The organism is Embleya sp. NPDC008237, from assembly GCF_042956465.1.
GTDB lineage: Bacteria > Actinomycetota > Actinomycetes > Streptomycetales > Streptomycetaceae > Embleya.
Genome location: NZ_JBIBGL010000028.1, coordinates 1 through 19,331 on the forward strand (window position 1 = coordinate 1; position 19,331 = coordinate 19,331).

Consider the following 19,331-nt stretch of genomic DNA (forward strand, 5'->3'; position numbering starts at 1 on the left):
GGTGCCGGCGACGAACCGCTCCGGGGGGTCGTACAGGAAGACCTGGCGGGGCACGAGCTGCTCCGTGTTTCTGTCGAGAGCGGGACGGGGGTGGGTGGCGGTGCCGGTGGCCGGCGGTGATGCTGCCGGCGGTGGCGGTGCAGGCGGTGCTTTGTCGGTGCTTTTCTCGGTGGTCTGTCGGTGGTTTGTCGGTGGGGCGGGTGGTGCTCGATGGACTCGGGGGTGGTCCGTCGGGCGGTCGGGACGTCGGTCGGGTGGTCGGGCGGGTCGGTCGGGCCGGTGGTGCGGCGGGCGTGGATCGGGCGTGGACCCGAGGTGGGTCCCGCACGGTTGTATCCGCCGGGTCCGGGGCGGTATTCCCGGGTGATCCTGCCCGTTCCTGCCGGGTTCGATCTTGTCCGGGTGTTCCCGCCGGTCGGGGCCGGCGAGGGCGTGCGGGGGGAGTACGCCCTCCCAAGCACCCTACGGCGCGCCGGCTCCACCGCCCACCACCGCGTCACCGGACCCCGACGCGTGGCGCCCGTCGGGCGGCGGCAACAGACCGGCCACCGATCCGCCCGTGTCGTTGAGCCGGCCGACGCTCGGCCGCTGCTCGCCGTACGTGATCACCGTGAGCGAGCACGGGTCGACCTGGATCCGCTGGAACAGGTCCAGGTGCATTCCGAGCGCGTCCGCGACCAGGGCCTTGATCACGTCGCCGTGCGAGCAGACCAGGTACATCGCGTCCGGCCCGTGCTCGGCGGCGATCCGCTCGTTCCATTCCCGCACCGCGTCCACGGCCCGGGCCTGGGTGGTGCGCAGCGCCTCGCCGCCGGGGCCGGGGAAGGTGACCGCGCTCGGGTGGTTCTGCACGGTCTTCCACAGCGGTTCCGCGGCAAGCTTCTTCAGCTCCTGCCCGGTCCAGTCGCCGTACCGGCACTCGCCGACCCGCTCGTCCACCTGCGCACCGGCGTCCAGCGCGAACTTGGTGCCGAGCCGGGCCGCCAACACCGCCTCCGAGGTCTGCCGACACCGCTCCAGCGGACTGGTCACCACGGCCGCGAGCGGTACCTCGGCAATACGCTTGCCGAGCGCCGAGGCCTGTTCCTCGCCGCGCTCGTCCAGGAACACCCCCGGCGTCCAACCGGCGAGCACTCCGGTGGAGTTGGCCGTGGTCCGTCCGTGCCGAACAAAGAGCACCGTCGTCATGGGTGTAAGCCTATGCGTCGGCCCGGGACGGGCGGCCGCCGGTCGGGGGCGGGCGGCGCGGGTCGGGCGTGCTTCGGCGCGGTGCCGCGGGCGGTGTTCCGGGTCGGGGCGGTGCCGCGGGCCGGGGGCGGCTCGACTCGCCGTGCTCGCGACGCCGGCTTGCTCGTACCGTCGTCCCCGCGCGTGTGCCCGCCGCGCCCGTGCCGGCGTGCCTCGGTGTGCGGGCCTTCGAAGGTGCGCCCACGCGTGTGCACCGGCGAGCTCGGCTGTCCTGTCGACGGGCAGCCGGCAAAATGGCCCGGTGATCGTCGACTGCGCCATTTATACCAACGGCCACCGGACCCAGGGTCCCGCCGACTTCTCGGATGCGTTGGACCAGGCCCGGCGGGTCGGCGACTCGTTCCTGTGGATCGGGCTGCACGAGCCGACGCCGAGCGAGTTCGATCTGGTCACCAGCGAGTTCGGGCTGCATCCGCTCGCCGTCGAGGACGCGCTGCACGCGCATCAGCGACCCAAGCTGGAGACGTACGACGACTCCGTCTTTCTCGTCCTCAAGACCCTGCACTACTACGACGAGACCTCCTCGGTGGAGACCGGCGAGCTGATGATGTTCGTCGGCGACTCGTTCGTGGTGACGGTCCGTCATGGGCCGGGCGCGGAGCTGAAATCCGTCCGGCGTCGGGTCGAGAAGCAGCCCGAGCTGCTCAAGCACGGCCCGGGCGCGGTGATGTACGCCGTCGCCGACGCCGTCGTGGACGCCTACCTCGCGATCGCGGGCGAATTGGAGACCGACCTCGAGGAACTGGAGGCACGGGTCTTCTCACCCAGCCGGGAGAACGACGCCGAGCGGATCTACCTGCTCAAGCGCGAGGTCCTGGAGTGCCGCCGCGCCGCGCTGCCGCTGATCGAGCCGATACGCAAGCTGGCCACGGCGGACGTCGCCTTCGTGCCCGCCGAGACCCGGCCCTTCTTCCGCGACGTGGCCGACCATGTGACCAGGGTCACCGAACAGATCGAGTCCTTCGACCGCCTGTTGTCCGACGTGCTCGGCGCGCACCTGGCGCAGGTGGGTGTCCGGCAGAACGAGGACATGCGCAAGATCTCCGCGTGGGCGGCGATCTTCGCGGTGCCGACGATGATCGCCGGGGTGTACGGCATGAACTTCGAGCACATGCCCGAACTGCGATCGGTGTGGGGCTATCCGGGAGCGGTCGCCCTGATGGTGTGTTCGTGCATCGTGCTGCGTCGCATGTTCCGCAGGAGCGGGTGGTTGTAGCGCCGGTCCGCGGGCTTCGGACCTGTTCTTCGATGTGGCGTGCGGTGTGGCACGCGGTGTGGCCTGCGGCGTGGTGTGGGGTGTGGCCTGCGTTGTGGTGTGCGGCGTGGCCTTCGTTGTGGGCTTCGGTGTGTTCTTTCGGCCTGTCGTTCGGCGCGCCACTCGGCGTGCCTTGGCGTGTGCCGCGACGTGCCTTCGGCGCGTCCTTCGGGGGGTGCGGTCGTTGACCCATGTACCGGCCGTGGCGGGGATGCACTGGACTCCCCCGCCGCGGCCTGATTTCGATCCGTGATCGATCAAGCGGTGGACGCCGGCACCGCCCACGCCGGACTCTCGTAGGCTTCTGCTTGTACAGACGCGGCGGAAGCAGGTGGGGATGTTCGGCAAGTCGGGCAGGCAGCGCACATCGGGTACGCGCCCGGCCCAGGTTCCGGGGGCCGGAGCCGCCGGGGCCGACTGGTCCTCGCATACCCAGTTGGAGGACGCGGTCCGGTCCTACCTGCTGCATCCGGACGTGGCCCTGGAGGCGCTGGGCTCGGTGCTCGGTCGGCGCCCGGTACGCGGATTCACCCTCGAACGCGTCGTGGACATCAACGCGAACGGCACCTCGGTGTGGCAGGAGGCCGCGGTCTGCGACGACCGACGGCTCGTGTTGTGGCACAGCGAGGACATGACGGACCCGTCCGCGCCCGGCGGCACGGTGTTGGATTCCTCCGTGCAGGTGATTCCGCTGGGTTCGGTGTCGCACGTCGGGATACGGACTCTGGTCGGCACCGACCACGACGGACGACGCCAACTACGCGGCGCGTTCGTGTTCCTGGCCACGCCGACCCTCCAGGAGGTGGCCACCGTGCGCGGTGAGGACGGTGCGTCCACCGGGCGCTTCCGGCAGGAGGCGTACCGGTTCAGCAAGTCCCTGGAGGACGGCGGACCGGGCCAGATCCGCCGCCTCCTCGAATTCGCCGAGGTGATCGCGGCACGGGTGCCGGGACCGCGCTGACGGGTCGGCCACGGTTCGGGCTCGGAGCGTGGGTCTGTGGCTGTGGCTGTGGCTGTTGGTGCTGCTGCCGCTGTTGCCGTTGTTTTTTTGATGATGCTGTTGCGGTCATCGCCGCCGTCGACGGCTCCGGCCCGGCTGCGATGGTCGAGCCGGGCCGGGTGGGTCGGGCCGGGGTGGGTCGGGCCCGGGTGGGTCGGGGTCGGGTCGGGCCTTGGGCCGGCGGACCTGCTAGGACCCCGTGCCGGACAGGTCCAGGGCCTCGGCGGCGATCCGGAGTGCGGCGACCCGCTCGTCCAGGGTGGTGCCGTTCGGAGCGATCGTCAGCGTCGTCACACCCGTGTCGGCGTATGCCTGCATGCGCTCGGCGATGCGTTCCTTGCCGCCGAGCAGGCTGGTCTTGTCGATGAAGTCGTACGGGACGGCCGCGCCCGCACCCGCATAGTCCTTGGCCAGGAACTTGTCCTGGATCTCCTTGGCTTCGGCCTCGTAGCCCATCCGGACCGCGAGCCGGTTGTAGAAGTTCTGGTCCCTGCTGCCCATCCCGCCCACGTACAACGCCGCGTAGCCGCGCACCTGGTCGGCCGCCTGCCGCGGGTCGTCGCCGACCACGAGCGGGACGGTGGGGACGACGTCGAAGTCGGCCATCGCCGAACCGGCCTTCTCCCGGCCCGCGCGGATGTGCTTGAGCGATTCCTCGGCGTGCTCCGGGGCGTAGAAGACGCCCAGCCAGCCGTCGGCGATCTCGCCGGTCAGTTCGAGGTTCTTCGGGCCCACCGCCGCGATGTACAGCGGGATGTGCTCACGCACCGGGTGCACGGTGAGCTTGAGCGGCTTGCCCGGACCGCCGGGCAGCGGCAGCGTCCAGTTGGCGCCCTGGTGGTCGACCCGCTCGCGGCGCATCGCCTTGCGAATCACCTCGACGTACTCGCGGGTGCGCGCGAGCGGCTTGTCGAACTTGACCCCGTACCAGCCCTCGGACACCTGCGGTCCGGACACGCCCAGACCGAGCCGGAACCGGCCGCCGGAGAGCACGTCCAGCGTCGCGGCGGTCATCGCGGTCATCGTGGGCGTCCGGGCCGGGATCTGGAAGATCGCCGAGCCGACGTCGATCCGCGTGGTCTGCGCGGCGACCCAGGACAGCACCGTGGCCGCGTCCGATCCGTAGGCCTCCGCGGCCCAGCAGACGGCATAGCCGAGACGGTCGGCCTCCTGCGCCACCGCCAGGTTGTCGGCGTCGTTGCCGGCACCGAAGTAACCGAGGTTGATACCGAGTCGCATATTCGCGGACCCCCTGCTTGTTGGACGTGGTTCGAACCGATTCGAGGCGGTTCGACTGGTGGTGGGTGATGTGGTGCGGTGTGGTGCGGTGTTGTGCGTGCGCTACGGGTGCTGCGGTGGTGTTGCGGTGCCGTGGGGTTGCGGTGCCGCCGCAGTTGCCGGGTGTCGGGTGCCGGGTTGTGGTGCCGCGGAGGTGTCGTCGTCGTACGTCGTGCGATTTCGTGCTTGGCGGGGTTCGTCGGGTGAGCCGGCGTGGTGTCGGCGTGGTGTCCGGGTCCGGTGGCGTTCGTGGTGCCCGGATGGGCGAACGATCCGGGTGCGTCGAGCAGGTTGCCTCGGCCGACCATACCGTGTGTCCTACCCGCCGGTAACCTGCTCGGACGCCATACCGCCGAACGGCCCCGCCACCGCCGGCACGGGGGAGGGAACGGCTAGTCTCCGGTGCCATGGAGCAGCGACATCTCGGCCGCACCGGCCTGCGGGTCTCCCGCATGGGCCTGGGCACCATGACGTGGGGACGAGACACGGACGAGCACGACGCGGCCGACCAGATGAAGGCATATCTGGACGCCGGCGGCAACCTCGTGGACACCGCCGACGTGTATGCGGACGGCGAGGCCGAGTACATGATCGGCCGACTCCTGGACGGGTACATCCCCCGCTCGGAACTGGTCATCGCGACCAAGGCCGCGAGCGTCCCGTACAGCGAACGCCGCTTCGACGGCTCGCGCGGACACCTGCTCCAGGCCCTCGACCACTCGCTGGCCCGCCTCGGCACCGACCACGTCGACCTGTGGCAACTACACGCCTACGACCCGTCGACGCCCCTGGAAGAGACCCTGCACGCGCTCGACCTCGCCGTCACGAGCGGCCGGGCCCGCTACGTCGGCGTCTCCAACTTCTGCGGCTGGCAACTCGCCAAGGCCGCCACGTGGCAATCCGCCGCCCCCGGTCGGGTCGTCGTGGCCAGCACCCAGATGGAGTACTCCCTGCTCCAACGCGGCATCGAACGCGAGGTACTGCCCGCCGCCCTCGACCTGGGCGTCGGCCTGCTCCCGTGGTCTCCACTCGGCCGAGGCGTCCTGACCGGCAAGTACCGCCACGCCATGCCCGCCGACTCCCGAGGCGCCTCCGCCCACATGGGCCCCTTCGTCGCCCCCTACCTGGACGAGCACTCCCGCCGCATCGTCGACGCCCTCGCCACCGCCGCCGACGGCCTCGGCGCCGCCCCCATCGAAGTCGCCCTCGCCTGGGTCCGCGATCGCCCCGGCGTGGTCGCCCCCATCGTGGGCGCCCGCAACGCCACCCAACTTCGCGCCTCCCTCGCCGCCGAAACCGTTGTCCTCCCCACCGAAATCCGCTCCGCCCTCGAAGACGTCTCCCAACCGATGACGGGCTACCCGGACCACACTTGGAGCCAGGCTTAGGACCGGCGCGTGGGTCGGGGCGAAGCACCGGGGGGTTGGGCGGCGGGGGGTCCGGCGGGCCGGGATCCGCCCCCGGCCAGCCGGGGGCGCCGAGGCCTGGTGGCAGTGGCGGACTGGGCCGGGCCGGTCGGAGCCAGGTGGCGCGAGGCGGGTGGGCCGGGGGCCGGGCCGGGTGGGCCGGCGGGCCTGGTGAGCCGGGCCGAGTCGGGTGGGGCCGAGCCGAGTCGGATGGTCCTTGCGGGGCTTGGTGGGTCGGACGGGCCGGCGCGTGGGGCCGAGCCGGGCGGAGGCGAGCCGGGTCGGTCGGCCTGGTGGGGCTTGGTGGGTCGGACGGGCGAACGGGCCGGCACCTCACCACCCTCGGCCCGACTCGGCCCACCGCTCGCCTCGTACCGCCCGCCGGGTCGACCCTGATGAAGCTCTTTGAATCTCCCCACCCCCTACTCGGGGTCGGGACAGAGTTGCTCACCTCGATTCCCCACCCGCCACAGGCCCCTGACCTGGGGTCGGACACCGGACCCGTGGGAGCCGCCCGATAACCCGCGCTTCCAGGGGTCGGGTCGGACGGTCCAGGGTGGCGTAGCCATCGCGTCAGCGACACCGAAGGCGCCCTTGACCGGCCGGCACGGCCCCGGCCCTCAATCGTCGGGCGGCTCCCGTACCTTGCTGAGCGTTCAAGCCAGTGGGGAACGAACAGCAGGCCTGGCCGTTTTCACAGATCCTCATCAACCCGGGGTGGGGCTGCGGCGGGACGGGCGCGGAGGCCAACTTTGGGCGGGCGGCGGGTTCGTGGCGCAGGCGAGGCGAGTGGCCCGGCGGGGGTGGGAGCGGGGCGTGGCGTGGAGGTGTCGGCGGCCGTGGTCGGGAGGCGGATTCGTGGAGCCGGGCGCGGCGTCCGAGCGGATCGGCAGGTCGGAGAGTCGGTCGACCGTGGTGGGCGAGTGAGCCGGTATGGGCGTGGCGTCGCGGGCGTGGGTCGGGGCTGATGGGGCGGCGGTTTCGTGGAGCCGGGCGCGGCGTGGTGAGTGGGCCGACCTGAGCGCGGCGCGTCTTGGGCGGGTCGGCTAGTCGGTCGACCGTGGGTGGGCGGCGGGTTCGCGGCGCTGGCGGGGCGAGTGAGCCCGTGTGGGCGTGGCGTCGCGGGCGGGGACCGGCACTGATGGGGCGGCGGTTTCGCGGAGCCGGGGCGGCGCGGTGAGTGGGTCGGCTTAGGCGGGTCGGCGAGTCGGTCGACCGTGGTGGGGCGGCCGGTTCCCGGCTTGCGGGGCGAGTGAGCCAGTGTGGGCGTGGCGTGGCGTGGCGTCGCGGGTGTGGGTCGGGGCTGATGGGGCGGCGGTTTCGCGGAGCCGGGGCGGCGCGGCGCGGTGTCTCGGGCGGGTCGGCGAGTCGGTTGACCCTGGTGGGGCGGCCGGTTCCCGGCTGGCGGGCAAAGTGAGCCGGCGTGGGCGTGGCGTCGCGGGCGTGGGTCGGGGCTGATGGGGCGGCGGTTTCGCGGAGCCGGGGGCGGCGTGGTGAGTGGTCCGGCCTGAGCGCGGCGTCGCGGGCGGCCGCGAGGCGGTCGACCTGGGTGGGCGGCGGGCTCGCGTCGCAGGCGGGCGAGTGAGCCGGTGTGGGCGTGGGTCGGCAATGTAAGGGAGGCGGTTTCGTGGAGCCGGCGCAGCGCGGTGGTGGTCCGGCCTGGGCGCGACGTGGCGTTCCGAGCCGGCGAGCTGGTCGGGAGGCGGGTTCGCGGCAGGCGGAGCGACTGAGCCGGCGCGGGCGTGGGTCGGCTCTGGTCGAGAGGCGGTTTCGAGGAGGCGGGCGCGGCGCGGTGAGTGGTCCGGCCTGGGCGCCGCGTCGCGGGCGGGTCGGCGAGTCGGTAGACCTTGGGGGCGGCGGGTTCGCGGCGCAGGTGGGGCGAGTGAGCCGGAGTGAGTACGGCGCGGCGTGGCGTCGCGGCCGCAGGTCGGCGAGTGGGGCGACCCTGGTGGGGCGTGGTGGGCAGGTCGACCCGGCTGAAGTCGCACGCTGCGGCGCGGATGGAGTACGTGATGCCGGTGGAGCAGGTGGTGGTGTGGCTGATGCCGGCGGCGCGAGTGGAGTGGACGCAGCGAGCGGGGTGAAGGGTGCAGGCGGGGTGAGCGGGGCGAGAAGTGCGAAGCAGCGCGGGTGATACGAGTGGTACGGGCAGTGTGGGTGGTGCGAACAGTGTGGGTGACGTGAGTGGTGCGGACGGTACGGGAGCGGACGGTACGGGCGGTGCAGGTGGAGCGGATGGTGTGGGCATGAACGGCGACGACTTGGCGGGCGGCGCGGAGAGCGTGGCTGAGGATCGACTCGCGTCCCAGTCCGAGGCCCCTACCGAGGATCGAGTCGAGCCCGGGCCCGGGGACCGGCAGGGCCAATCCGGTGTGTCAGCCGAGGATCGAGTCGAGCCCGGACGTGAGGACGGCGAGGGCCGTTTCGGGACGCCGATCGAGGGCCGAGTCAAGCCCGAGGGCAAGGACGATGCGGACCGTTCCGGAGTGTCAGGCAGGGGGCAAGTCGAGGTCGGTCGCGAGGACGGCGAGGGCCGTTTCGGCGCGCCGGCCGACGCTGACGTCGGGCGCAGGTACCGCAAGGACCGCAAGGGCCACAAGGACCGCGAGGATCGTTCCGGCGCCGACGCCGGAATGGACGGTGGTCGCGAGGACCACACGGATCGCGTAGGCGGTTCCGGGGCTGCGGCCGAGGCCGGGATGGGCGGCAGTCACGAGGACGGTAAGGGTCATCTCGGGGCGCCGGCCGACGCCGATGCCGATGTTGGCGTCGGCGTCGGCGTCGGCGTTGCGCACGAGGACCACACGGATCGCGACGGCCGATCCGGGGCTGCGGCCAAGACCGGAACCGACGCCGGTCGCAAGAACCGCGAGAGTCGTCTCGGGGCGCCGGCCGAGGCCCGAGTCGAGGACGGGCCGAAGGATCGCGAGGGCCGGTCCGCGGCCCCGGCGACACCGAAGACCGTCGAGCCCGCCTCCTCGATCGCGCAGGCAGGCTCGACCGGTACCTCCGATAGCCGAACGAAGCCCGACCCGGTGGCCCTCCTGCGTGACCAACTCGCAAGATTGGCGCGCGGCGAAGCGCCAACAGTCGTCGGCGGCGTGGCCCATATCGACACCCCTCAGTCGGACGGCGCCGAGCGTGCCCGCCGACGTACCGCACTGGCTGCCGAGGCCGCCGAGGCCGCCGAGGCTGCCGAGGCCGCAAAGGCGGCAGCCCTTGCCGCCGAAGCCGCCACCAGCGTGGAGACTGGCCTGGAGCCAGAGCCCTCGGTCACCAACTCGTCGGAGCCCGACGAGGAGAGCACCGCTCTCGCTTCCCGCTCGGTACGCGACATCGAACTCCCACCCAGCTCGGACAACGAGAGCACCGCTCTCGCCACGTCCGGTGACACCGGCCCGACGCCGTCTACGTCTCCGCCCGCTACCGGGACGTTCGCCGCCCCGACTCCGAGCAACGAGAGCACCGCTCTCGCCACCCCGGGCGATGCGAGCCCGACGCCGTCCACGTCCGCACCCGCCGAAGCCGCGTCGTTCGCAACCTCGCACCCGAGCGCCGAGAGCACCGCTCTCGCCGGGTCGGGTGATGCGACCCCGCCATCGGCAACGATCGACGAGGCAGATTCGGCGACGGCACCAAATCCGGACCCCGAGAGCACTGCTCTCGCCGTTTCGAAGGTCGCGAGTCCGATGCCGGTCGCCAGTGCGGATGAGGCATCGGAGGCGACGCCGGCCCCGAAAGCCGAGAGCACTGCTCTCCGTGGTCAGGATCCGACGCCCTCAACGTCATCTACCACCGCCGACGATGGGTCCATCGCGCCGCAGAGCCCGGACACCGAGAGCACTGCTCTCGCCAGGTCGGGCGAAGCAGGCCGGGCGTCGGCCACGGGAGCAGATGATGCGTCGGCGGCGGTGCCAAGCGCGCATGCCGAGAGCAGTGCTCTCGCCACTGCGGACGTCGCCGGCCCAGCCGCGACCTCGGCGGGCGACGCCCAATCGCCCGGAATGCCGAATCCGGACATCGAGAGCACTGCTCTCGATGCTCGGGAGGCCATCAACCCAACGTCGGCCGCGGCCGACGACGCCGAACCCGAGGCGATGCCGAGTCGGGGTGCCGAGAGCAGTGCTCTCGCTGGTCCGGTGACTAGCGGCAGCGCGCCGCAACGGGATCGCGAGAGCACTGCTCTCGCCGACCGGGGTAGCGCGGTTGTGTCGACGGGGTCGAGTGCCGAGAGCAGTGCTCTCGCCGACCGGGGTACCGCGGTTACGTCAATGGCATCGAGTGCCGAGAGCGGTGCTCTCGGTGTGTCGGCAGGCGGTCGGTCGATGTCGGAAGGTTCGGTAGGCGAGAGCAGTGCTCGCGCCGGTTCGAGCGTCGTGGGTGTGTCTTCGCAGCAGCGGGATGTCGAGAGCAGTGCTCTCGCGGACCGGGGTACCGCGGTTGTGTCGACGGCATCGAGTGCCGAGAGCGGTGCTCGCGCCGATTCGATCGACGCGGGTGCGTCCTCGCATCGGGATCGCGAGAGCGGTGCTCTTGTCAGTGGGCGTCATCTCGGTGGTGGGGCCGGCTCGGGTGAGGAGAGCGGTGCTCTCGATGGAGAGCGGTGGCAACCAGCGGCGCGGGCGCAAGCGCATGCCGGCCCAGCCTCGGACGGCGGTGCCGCCCGGCGGAGTTCGCCGCAGGGCGACGGTGGGGCTGCCGGCGGCGGTTGGGTGGGCCCCGGTATGGGACCCTCGCCGGCCGACGCCACGCCGCCCGCAGCGGCGCCGGCCACCCCGACCGACCAGGCCCGGCGACCCTTCGCCGACGTGGTCGCGGAGGTCGCCCGGCTCCTGACCGCCGCAGGTGCCCCCGAGCGCATGGCCCCTCAGGTGGCCACCGCCCTGGGCAGTGAGGCCGCAGAACTGTTGGCGGCAGACCCCTGGGCCCTACTCGCAGTACCGGGAATCGCCCCCCAACAGGCCGACCTGCTCGCCCGCGGAGCCCTCGGCGCCCGCTGGGCCGCGGACGACCCCCGTCGTGTGCGCGCCATCGTGTTGTGGTTGCTGCGACGAGCCGCCCGGCAGGGCGATACCGCGATCGAGGCCGACGCCGCGCGAGCCGCGCTCGCGCATTTCGAGGTGCGCGACCCGGACACGGCGCTTCGGGCCATACTCGCCGAGGGCCGCGTGATGGCCTTCGCCGCTGCCCCGCCCGGACCGGGCGAGAGCATCGACGACGTCGACGAACTCGGCCAATCCGACCACGACTTCGAGGCGGATCTCGACGACGACTTCGAGGACGACTTCGAAGAACCCGACGAACTTGCGGCCGTCGGTGGTGTCCTGCTCGCCCTGGACGACTACGCCCTCGCCGAGGAGGCCATCGCCGAAGCGGTCGTCCGGCTGCTGTCGACGGTCGAGCCATGGCCGGAGATCGGCGATACCAAGCTCGACCGGGCGCTGGGCACGAACGGAGTTCTGCTGTACGCCGCAGGCCCCGGCGAGGAACCCCCGACCGCAGTCCTGAACGTCGCCGCGCACGCTCGGGAGGCCGGCCTGCGGGTAGCCGTCGTCGCACCGACCATCGACGGCCGAGACCGCCTGGGCGCGGGCACGATCGGACTCCGGGAACTCGCCGCGATGGAGCGCGGTCCGGACGGCACCCTCGAACTCGACCTCCTCGTGGTCACCGACGCAACGCTCCTCGACGTCACCGCCGCCGCCGCGATCTTCGAAGCGGTACCCGACGGCGCCAGGCTTCTCCTCGCCGGCGATCCGGCGGGGCTCGAATCGACCGGGCCGGGACGGGTGTTCACCGATCTCGCGGCGACCGGTACGATCCGCGCCCTGGTTGCTCCGACCGTCCCCGAAGGTCCGCTGGAGGTACTTGCCGACGGGATTCGCGATGGTCGCCTGCCTCCGATCCAGGACCCGGAGCGCCGCGCGGTACTGATCCCGGTCCGCACCGGAGAGGAGGCCGCCCACCGGTGTGCGCAGTTGGTCTGCGACTCGATTCCGCGTGCGATCGGCATCGCGGCGCGGGACGTACTCGTGGTCGCTCCGCTCGCAACCGGCCCCGCCGGCGCGACCGCGCTGAACGCGGTGCTCAAGGCAAGGCTCAATCCGAGCCCCGAACCAGGTCCCGGGGCCGGGAGTTCGGCTCGTCAGGACCAGGGCGCAGTCGGAGCGATCGACGTCGGCGACTGCGTCATTCGGACTACGCCCGACCCAAGTAGCGGTGTGGTTCGAGGCGTTGTTCGCGATGTGCTCTCGGATGGCCGAGTTGTGGTGGCGTTCGGCGTCGCTGCTCCCGAAGCGATCCACCGGACCGAGTTGCGCCACGGCTGGGCCCTGACGGCCCGTCAATCGCTGGGCGTCCGCCGCCCGGGAGCGGTGGTCGTACTCCCGTCCGAAGGCGCCGACGCCTACACCCGAGCCCTCGTGTACACGCTGATCACCCGAGGCGCACAGCATGTCTCGATCGTCCACGCGGCCGGCCCGGCCCTTGCCGCTGCGGTGGCCGCCGACCCGACCCGTCGGCGAACCACCCACCTTCAGCAGGCGATGCGGGAGGCGATGAACTGAGCCGGACCCCTGACGCCGCGTCCGAGACCGCCTGAAGCGACCGCTCGGACGCGGCTTCGGCCGAGGCTTGGAGGGCGGCAGACCTCCCATTCGGTTCGGTACGAGTCCCTGCGGCGGGCTCGGGATGGTGTCGCTCCTTGGCGCGCCGACGCCGCGCCTGGTCGTTGCCCACCGGCGGCTGTTGGGCATGGGTGGGACTCGGCTTGTCGTGCGCCGATGGGGCAGCCGACTGTGCGTTGGGGCGGGGGAGAGCCGGCCGGTGCGATTGTCCTGAGTGGCCGGCCCGGGGAGTGGGCAGGATGCCGAGTTCCGTTTCCCACCCGCCGATTGGGCGATCGCCGACCGGTTGCCGTGGTCGGACGTGGCCGGCCTCGTTGCGGGGCCGCGGCTCCCGGCGCCCTGATCGGGCCGGTTGCACGGTTACGCGGCTGCCCGGCTGCCCGGCTGCCCGGCTGCGGAGATGGTGCGGGGTTCGGCGTTGTGCAGGTGCGCCGTTCGCCGCGCGATGCTCGAATCCGTGCACTCGGTGGGCAGCCGACTGGTCGAAGGCTCCATTGGGCTTTGGTTATTGGCGATGCGGCGTCCGGACCTTGGCCTCGGGGACGGACGGATGTGCGCCCCGCCAGGGCGTTGTCCCATGTCGCTCGCGTCAAGCCGTTGTCAGCCTTCATCATCACGGCGTGTACACGATTGCGCGCGACTCCTTGTCGACGCCGATGCCTTCTTCGGGTGTCCACGCCGGGCACGACTCGGCGGGTGATCGCCGGGGAGGTCAGGCCGAGAGGTGGTCGAACACGCTTTCCCAGAAGGGGGAGTTTCGCACCTCGGGTTCGATTGCGGCCATGTGGACGCGGAGTTCGGATATTGCCGCGTGGCGGATCTCGTCGTCGTCGGTTTCGAGGGCGTCGCGTCGTTCGACGACCAGGCCCAGGAGTACGGCGAGCGTCGGCAGCGAGGAGGTGGCGATGCCTTTGTCGCCGTCGCCGTGGTCCCAGCCGGACGGATCATAGTGGTTGATCTCACCGAGGTCGATGTCGAGCATCAATTGTTGGTCGAAGTGGATGCCTATCGTGAAGCAGAAGTTCTCGGGCGGCGAGTCGTCGTCCGGATAGCGGCGACCGTAGAGTTCGTCGGCGTCGAACAGGTATGGCTCGTCGGCGTCCCGTAGGTGCGTGGAGTCGAACTCGACGAGGTCGATCGCGACAGCGGGAAAGCCGGTCGTGGTGAGGAAGTTGCGAGTTTCGCGGTCGGTCAGTTCTGCGGGAAGGTCGGCCTCGTGCGGCCGCCAGAGCGAGCCGCTGCCGAATCGGGCTTCCAGCCATGCGGCGTCCGGGACCCGAGGCGTTTCGTTGGCTGCTTTCATCGGTGTCTGAACCCCCTGTGCTCCGTTCTCGCATCCCAGTCAATCGCACGATTGCGGCGGTGGTTGCAGGTGGGGCAGCGCGGCGCGGGCAGGCGGGGACGCTTGCCGGGCGAGCCGGGCGAGGCGGGCGAGGCGGGCGAGGCGGGCGAGGCGGGCGAGGCGGGCGAGGCGGGCGCGGATGGTGCGGTGGTGCGGGTGGTGCTCGGGTACGGAGCGGGAGGGCGAGGGGCTCGCGAGTAGTGACGTGTAGGGCCGGGTGTGTGGGCGGTGGCAATTCGCAATGCCGTGGTGACACCGGACGGCCTCGGTCCGGTGGCGCTTGTTGTGCGTGATGGCTGCGGCGGCGGGGGCTGCGGGTGTGCCGGGTATGGCGAGCATCACGGCGAAGTCGGATGCGGAGAGCAGTGCTCTCGCGGGCAGGGACGGCCTTGGGCGCAACCTACGGCCGAAAGCGAGAGCACTGCTCTCGAATTTGGGTCGGATTTTGATAGCTGGGGGAGAAACCCGAGAGCAGTGCTCTCGTCGTCCGGGAGCGCCGCGGTGGGGCGTTGCCTGGCGGTTGGTTGATTGGTTGATTGGTTGTGGTGTCGTGAAGTGAGGGAGAGCGGTGCTCTCGTTGGGGTGGATCGGCCTGGGGCGGTTTCGGAACAGGCCTGGAAGGCCGGGTGGTCCCGGCGGCCCCGGCGAGTCGGGCTGAGGCAGTCCGTCCGGTTTGAGATTGGGTCGGGTTCGGATTCGGGTTGGGTTGGTGCCGCGCCGGACCAAAGTTCGTGCGAGAGCAGTGCTCTCGGTTTGGCAAGCTGCCGGGGCTACGGGTGTAGGCATCGGTGCTGCGACGTTGTCTCGGCGGGTGGATGAGGATGTGGGCGCTCGGGCGCTCGGGCGCTGGGGAGCGCAGGCGCCGTACCGAGAGCCTGCCGGGTCGTCAGTCGGCCAGGCGTTCGCCGGTGGACGTCGAGAACTTGTGAATCTCGTCGGGGCGTGGGGTGAGGTACAGGGTGTCGCCCTTGCGTGGCACACGGTCGCCGGGGACGCGGACGACCAGGGTGGTGGGGGTATCCCCGACCTGGGTGGCGGTGCCGTACACGTAGGCGTCGGAGCCGAGTTCCTCGACCACGTCCACCGTGATGGCCAGTCCGCGCGCCTCCGTCCCGGACGCAACTTCCAGATGCTCGGGGCGGACGCCCACCGTGATCCGGTCCGCGTTCTCCGCTCGGGCGGTCTCGTGCGCCTCGCGGGTGAGCGGGACCAGGACGTCGCCGAAGCGGATGCCGTCCTCGGTCAGGTCCGTGTCGATCAGGTTCATCGAGGGCGAGCCGATGAAGCCGGCGACGAATACGTTGATCGGCCGCTCGTACATCTGGCGCGGAGTGGCGACCTGCTGGAGGATGCCGTCCTTGAGTACGGCGACGCGATCGCCCATGGTCATCGCCTCGACCTGATCGTGCGTCACGTAGACGGTCGTCGTCCCCAAGCGCCTTTGCAGTCCGGCGATTTGGATGCGAGTTTGAACTCGGAGCTTGGCGTCGAGGTTGGACAGCGGCTCGTCCATCAGGAATACCCGGGGTTCGCGGACGATCGCACGACCCATCGCGACGCGCTGGCGCTGGCCACCGGAGAGGGCCTTCGGTTTGCGGTCGAGATACTCGGTCAGGTCGAGAATCTTCGCTGCCTCGATGACTCGACGGGTGATCTCTTCCTTCGATTGGTGTGCGATCTTGAGCGCGAAGGCCATGTTCTCGGCCACCGTCATGTGCGGATAGAGCGCGTAGTTCTGGAACACCATCGCGATGTCGCGTTCTTTGGGTTCGAGGTTCGTGACGTCGCGGTCACCGATGTGGATCGCGCCGGAATTCACGTCCTCCAGGCCGGCGAGCATGCGCAGAGCAGTGCTCTTGCCGGAGCCGGACGGGCCGACCAGGACGAGGAATTCCCCGTCGCCGATTTCGAGCGAGAGCTCGTTGACGGCGGGCTTGTCGCCCTTGGCGTATCGGCGCGTGGCCCGGTCGAAGGTGACGGTAGCCATGGTGTCGTTGCCCCTCACCCGGCAGGAACGTGCCGGACGGTCCGAGGTAGTGGGGGCATCAGCGTGCCGGTCGCCGAGTGGTACCGGATCGGGGCGCGCGGGGCGTATCACCCACGTGAGTGACGCCCCCTGCGCCAAGCGGCCCGCCCGGCCCGCTCTTGTGGCGTACGGACACGAGATCAATGGGCAACCGTACGCTGACGCTGACGCTGACGCTGACGCCGAACGTGGGCGGTGGGCGGTGGGCATGCGGATTTACGGGCCCGCGATTGTCGGGGTGTGCCCCGGTAGGCGGGTTAATGTCGTTACGTCGGACGGGTGTCTGCGTACTCAAGCCCAATTGCCGGTCGGGCGGCCAATGCCTGGCCCGATGTCACTTCGTCAGGTCGAGTACCGAATCCCACTGCCGCTTGTTTGGCGGTCCACCGTTTGTTCGGCAGCCGCCCGTTCGGCCGTCGGCCGGTCCGGTGGGCCGACTGCCGTCTACTGATGGCTGCGATCCGATGCTCGGGTGAGGTGCCCACTCGATCTCTTGCGACGCCATTGCCTCCCGTTTCTCGGCCCGCACTCTCGTCGTCCGCAGTGTGCGTGCCGGCCGCCTTCTCGCGGACCCGGAGCGCGCGTGGCATCCGCATTCCCGCCGGCCTGGGCACCGGTCCGCCGGCCGCCTACCGGCCCGCGTCCGGGACGCCCACGGCCTGTTGACCCGCCGCAGGTCTATCTGGTCCGACGACAGAGCCGCACGCGGGTACCGTCGCGATGCAGGGCCCGGTACGCGCCGCGCGGCCGAGTGCCGGGTGCAGGGGTGTGGGGTGAGCGGCGGCGCAGGGGATTGGCCCGCCGCAGTTCACCGCGCTGGGCGTAGGGCGTAGGGCGTACCTGCGGTGTGCCGGCCCGGTCCGACCTTGTCGAAGGGCCCGTCCCGACCTCGACGAACGGCCCCGTGGCGCGGGCGGCTTCGGGTGCGGGCTCACCTGTCGGCGGTACGGCCTTCCGTTCGGCGTCCCCGAGAGGGCCACCCCCGGAGATGGGCGCGACGCCGCTGTTCGGCCCGTCGTAGGGTTGTGGCGGCCCGAGAGCGTCGAACGGCCCGCCCCTGTCGGCGGCTTCGTGACACGACGGAGCGCCTCAGCACAACGTACGGTTATGCCGCGTTTCGTCCGGGGCATGGCCCGATCTCATCGATGCCTTCGGGCGTCTGCTGGGTCGGACGGCGGCGGAATTCGGCCTGTTGCATGACGCGACGGCGGAACCGGGCCAGGAATCGGCTGGGTTGGTGGCGTCGGCCGATCGGTGGTGTCGCGCCGATTGGGCGCGGTTGCCGATCGGGTGCCGTCGGCGATCAGGCGGTTTCGAGGACCTCGAAGGGGTCGCCTACCCGGAGGATGCCCGTGCCGGTCGGGGGGAGTTCGGGGATCAGGTTTTGGCCGAAGATCAGCTTCTTGCCGAACCGGCGGTGCTTTCCGAGGGCTCGCAGTGGCTCGGGGCCTCGTTCGCCGGTGCGTTGGTCGGTCGTGGTGATCACGCAGCGCGAACACGGCTTGACGACGCGGAAGATGACGTCGCCGATACGGACTCGGCGCCAGCGGTCCTCGGCCCACCCCTCGGGCTCGTCGATGACGACGTTGGGGCGGAACCGGTTCATCGGCAGCGCGGAATCCATTACGGCGTTCAACGATTCGAGTGAACCCGTCGTCGTCAGCAACAGCGGAAATCCGTCCGCGAAACTCACCCGATCGGACGCATCCGCGTACCGTTGATCGGGCGTTCGTCGGGTCGGGTCGTCGAGATGTACCAGTCGGACGTCGCAGCCCAGCAACTTCGCGAACCAGGAGTGCGCGTCGTCCGGGCCCAGGGCGGCCTCGAATTCGTCGTTCCAGACCGTCACCGGGACGAGCCGGACCTCGGCAGTCGGTTCGATCCGCAGGTCGTCCATCGAAGGCGTGGACACGGCCAGTCGGCCGCCTGCCTCTTGACGTACCGTCACGGTCGCCAGCCGCGGCTGCTTGCGCTGGCTGAGGAACCGTCCGGCCTCGTCCACGAGCATCCAACGCCGGTCGCCGGCAAGGCCCCACGGTTCGACTACGGCCTCGGAGAGGTCGATACCGCGTGCGGACTTGATCGGATACACGTGCAAGGAGGCGAGGTGGTGCATGTCTTCACTGTTTCACGCCGGCTCGGGGAAGCCGACGGGGGATCGGTACGACGCCACCCCGCCGGGGACGGTGCCGCACGGTGTGCGGGTGGTACGGCTCGCGATGGGACCCGTGCGCACGGCGTGATGCGTGCCGTACGGGGGAGGGAGCGAGGTCGGTGGCGAGCTCAGTAGCGAGGCGGGAACTGGCCCGGCTCGCCCATGTTCGGCACGCGCGGTGTCGGCACCTGGGGCGGCTGTACGTACTGCGCGGCGTACTGCCCGGCGCCGGGCTGCGGCACCTGGTGCACGGCCTGCTGGGGTGCCTGCGGCGCGGCCGGGGCCATCGACGCATACCCGGACATGGGCGCGTTGTTGTACTGGCCGCCGTGCTGCGGGGAGCCCGCGCCGTACTGCGCCGGAACCGGAAGCGGGGCGGGCAGCGACTGCATCGGGGCAGGCGCGTTGTAGCCGTAGCCCGGGGCGGACGAGCCGTAGCTGGACCCGTACGCCGGGGCGGGCGACGAGTACGAGGACGGCAGGGCCGGAAGGGCCGGGAGCGCCGGTCGCTCGCCGAAGAGCGGGTGCATGGCGAAGTCCGGCACGGGGAGGTTGAAGGGGCCGATCTCCGGACGACCCCGTTCGGCCACGAGCCGGTCGTAGATCGGGGTCTCCGAATACGGCGAGTAGATGCCGCCGTCATAGGCGCGAGCCGAGGTCATGGCCGATAAGGTACGCGATTCGCGGCGCCAGCGAACCCCCTGGGTCGTGACGAATTTCAGCGGGTTGTGTCTGAACTTCGTCAAGGCTTGCCAATGGCCCGGACCGGGGCGGTTCCGTAGCCTGCGCAGGGCATGTGATAGGGCGTCACATTTCGGTCGAATCGACTGTCTCGGGCGTCTGGCCTTTCTCGAACCGGCCGGAGCATGATGCGGTACGAGCGGGCTTCGTCACCCGGAGTCCTCGTCACCCGGAGTCGCGATCGGGTTCCGGGTGTCGAATCCGCCGACGTCCCGGGCAGCGTCGCCCACCGGCCGGTGCCGGCCTGCCCACCC

General features: G+C 71.0%; 14 protein-coding genes. 6 read left to right on the forward strand and 8 right to left on the reverse strand.

The genetic code is table 11. The features are described 5' to 3' along the window. Positions 1 to 462: 462 nt before the first annotated feature. On the reverse strand, positions 463 to 1,188 hold the full coding sequence (locus tag ACFZBU_RS43760; protein ID WP_391589385.1) for a histidine phosphatase family protein: 726 nt from the start codon (positions 1,186 to 1,188) through the stop codon (positions 463 to 465). A 301-nt stretch (positions 1,189 to 1,489) separates the two neighbouring features. Here ACFZBU_RS43760 and corA point away from each other — a divergent pair, with 301 nt between their 5' ends. Further along, positions 1,490 to 2,464, forward strand: a complete 975-nt coding sequence (corA, locus tag ACFZBU_RS43765) for a magnesium/cobalt transporter CorA (RefSeq protein WP_391589386.1) — start codon at positions 1,490 to 1,492, stop codon at positions 2,462 to 2,464. A 376-nt stretch (positions 2,465 to 2,840) separates the two neighbouring features. After that, a complete protein-coding gene (locus ACFZBU_RS43770; protein ID WP_391589387.1) occupies positions 2,841 to 3,464 on the forward strand; it encodes a hypothetical protein in 624 nt (207 codons plus the stop codon). Positions 3,465 to 3,692: 228 nt separating this feature from the next. On the opposite strand, the gene ACFZBU_RS43775 is transcribed toward ACFZBU_RS43770, so the two are convergent. Continuing rightward, positions 3,693 to 4,742, reverse strand: coding sequence for an LLM class F420-dependent oxidoreductase (locus ACFZBU_RS43775; RefSeq protein WP_391589388.1), 1,050 nt, complete (start codon positions 4,740 to 4,742; stop codon positions 3,693 to 3,695). Between the two features lie 446 nt (positions 4,743 to 5,188). On the opposite strand from ACFZBU_RS43775, the gene ACFZBU_RS43780 reads away from it, so the two are divergent. Then, positions 5,189 to 6,169, forward strand: a complete 981-nt coding sequence (locus ACFZBU_RS43780; protein ID WP_391589389.1) for an aldo/keto reductase — start codon at positions 5,189 to 5,191, stop codon at positions 6,167 to 6,169. Between the two features lie 1,973 nt (positions 6,170 to 8,142). Further along, entirely contained in the window at positions 8,143 to 8,271 is a 129-nt protein-coding gene (locus ACFZBU_RS43785; protein ID WP_391589390.1) for a hypothetical protein, read from the forward strand. A gap of 405 nt (positions 8,272 to 8,676) precedes the next feature. On the opposite strand, the gene ACFZBU_RS43790 is transcribed toward ACFZBU_RS43785, so the two are convergent. Together ACFZBU_RS43790 and ACFZBU_RS43795 are read right to left on the reverse strand one after the other, a co-directional pair. Continuing rightward, positions 8,677 to 9,243: a hypothetical protein gene (locus ACFZBU_RS43790; protein WP_391589391.1), complete on the reverse strand. Its 567-nt coding sequence runs from the start codon at positions 9,241 to 9,243 to the stop codon at positions 8,677 to 8,679. A gap of 65 nt (positions 9,244 to 9,308) precedes the next feature. After that, complete coding sequence (locus ACFZBU_RS43795) at positions 9,309 to 9,938, reverse strand: hypothetical protein (protein WP_391589392.1); 630 nt, start codon at positions 9,936 to 9,938, stop codon at positions 9,309 to 9,311. Between the two features lie 973 nt (positions 9,939 to 10,911). Here ACFZBU_RS43795 and ACFZBU_RS43800 point away from each other — a divergent pair. Further along, the gene (locus tag ACFZBU_RS43800; protein WP_391589393.1) at positions 10,912 to 12,753 is read left to right on the forward strand and encodes a helix-hairpin-helix domain-containing protein; all 1,842 of its coding nucleotides are present in this window, start codon (positions 10,912 to 10,914) and stop codon (positions 12,751 to 12,753) included. Positions 12,754 to 13,525: 772 nt separating this feature from the next. Here ACFZBU_RS43800 and ACFZBU_RS43805 read toward each other — a convergent pair. Next, positions 13,526 to 14,116, reverse strand: coding sequence for an SUKH-4 family immunity protein (locus ACFZBU_RS43805; RefSeq protein WP_391589394.1), 591 nt, complete (start codon positions 14,114 to 14,116; stop codon positions 13,526 to 13,528). A gap of 102 nt (positions 14,117 to 14,218) precedes the next feature. On the opposite strand from ACFZBU_RS43805, the gene ACFZBU_RS43810 reads away from it, so the two are divergent. Beyond that, positions 14,219 to 14,356 (forward strand): hypothetical protein, encoded by a 138-nt coding sequence (locus tag ACFZBU_RS43810; protein WP_391589395.1) that lies wholly within the window; start codon positions 14,219 to 14,221, stop codon positions 14,354 to 14,356. A gap of 685 nt (positions 14,357 to 15,041) precedes the next feature. On the opposite strand, the gene ACFZBU_RS43815 is transcribed toward ACFZBU_RS43810, so the two are convergent. The 3 genes from ACFZBU_RS43815 to ACFZBU_RS43825 form a co-directional block, all read right to left on the reverse strand. Then, complete coding sequence (locus ACFZBU_RS43815) at positions 15,042 to 16,142, reverse strand: ABC transporter ATP-binding protein (protein ID WP_391589396.1); 1,101 nt, start codon at positions 16,140 to 16,142, stop codon at positions 15,042 to 15,044. Between the two features lie 1,342 nt (positions 16,143 to 17,484). Further along, positions 17,485 to 18,297 carry an MOSC domain-containing protein gene (locus ACFZBU_RS43820; RefSeq protein WP_391589397.1) on the reverse strand — a complete coding sequence of 271 codons (813 nt, stop codon included), beginning with the start codon at positions 18,295 to 18,297 and terminating at the stop codon, positions 17,485 to 17,487. Between the two features lie 167 nt (positions 18,298 to 18,464). Continuing rightward, complete coding sequence (locus tag ACFZBU_RS43825; RefSeq protein ID WP_391589398.1) at positions 18,465 to 18,998, reverse strand: DUF6643 family protein; 534 nt, start codon at positions 18,996 to 18,998, stop codon at positions 18,465 to 18,467. Positions 18,999 to 19,331: the final 333 nt, after the last annotated feature.

Coding starts and splice junctions, on each gene's coding strand:
- ACFZBU_RS43760 (WP_391589385.1), bottom strand. CDS start 1,188: ATGACGACGGTGCTCTTTGTTCGGCACGGACGGACCACGGCCAACTCC.
- ACFZBU_RS43770 (WP_391589387.1), top strand. CDS start 2,841: ATGTTCGGCAAGTCGGGCAGGCAGCGCACATCGGGTACGCGCCCGGCC.
- ACFZBU_RS43775 (WP_391589388.1), bottom strand. CDS start 4,742: ATGCGACTCGGTATCAACCTCGGTTACTTCGGTGCCGGCAACGACGCC.
- ACFZBU_RS43780 (WP_391589389.1), top strand. CDS start 5,189: ATGGAGCAGCGACATCTCGGCCGCACCGGCCTGCGGGTCTCCCGCATG.
- ACFZBU_RS43800 (WP_391589393.1), top strand. CDS start 10,912: ATGGGACCCTCGCCGGCCGACGCCACGCCGCCCGCAGCGGCGCCGGCC.
- ACFZBU_RS43805 (WP_391589394.1), bottom strand. CDS start 14,116: ATGAAAGCAGCCAACGAAACGCCTCGGGTCCCGGACGCCGCATGGCTG.
- ACFZBU_RS43815 (WP_391589396.1), bottom strand. CDS start 16,142: ATGGCTACCGTCACCTTCGACCGGGCCACGCGCCGATACGCCAAGGGC.
- ACFZBU_RS43820 (WP_391589397.1), bottom strand. CDS start 18,297: ATGCACCACCTCGCCTCCTTGCACGTGTATCCGATCAAGTCCGCACGC.
- ACFZBU_RS43825 (WP_391589398.1), bottom strand. CDS start 18,998: ATGACCTCGGCTCGCGCCTATGACGGCGGCATCTACTCGCCGTATTCG.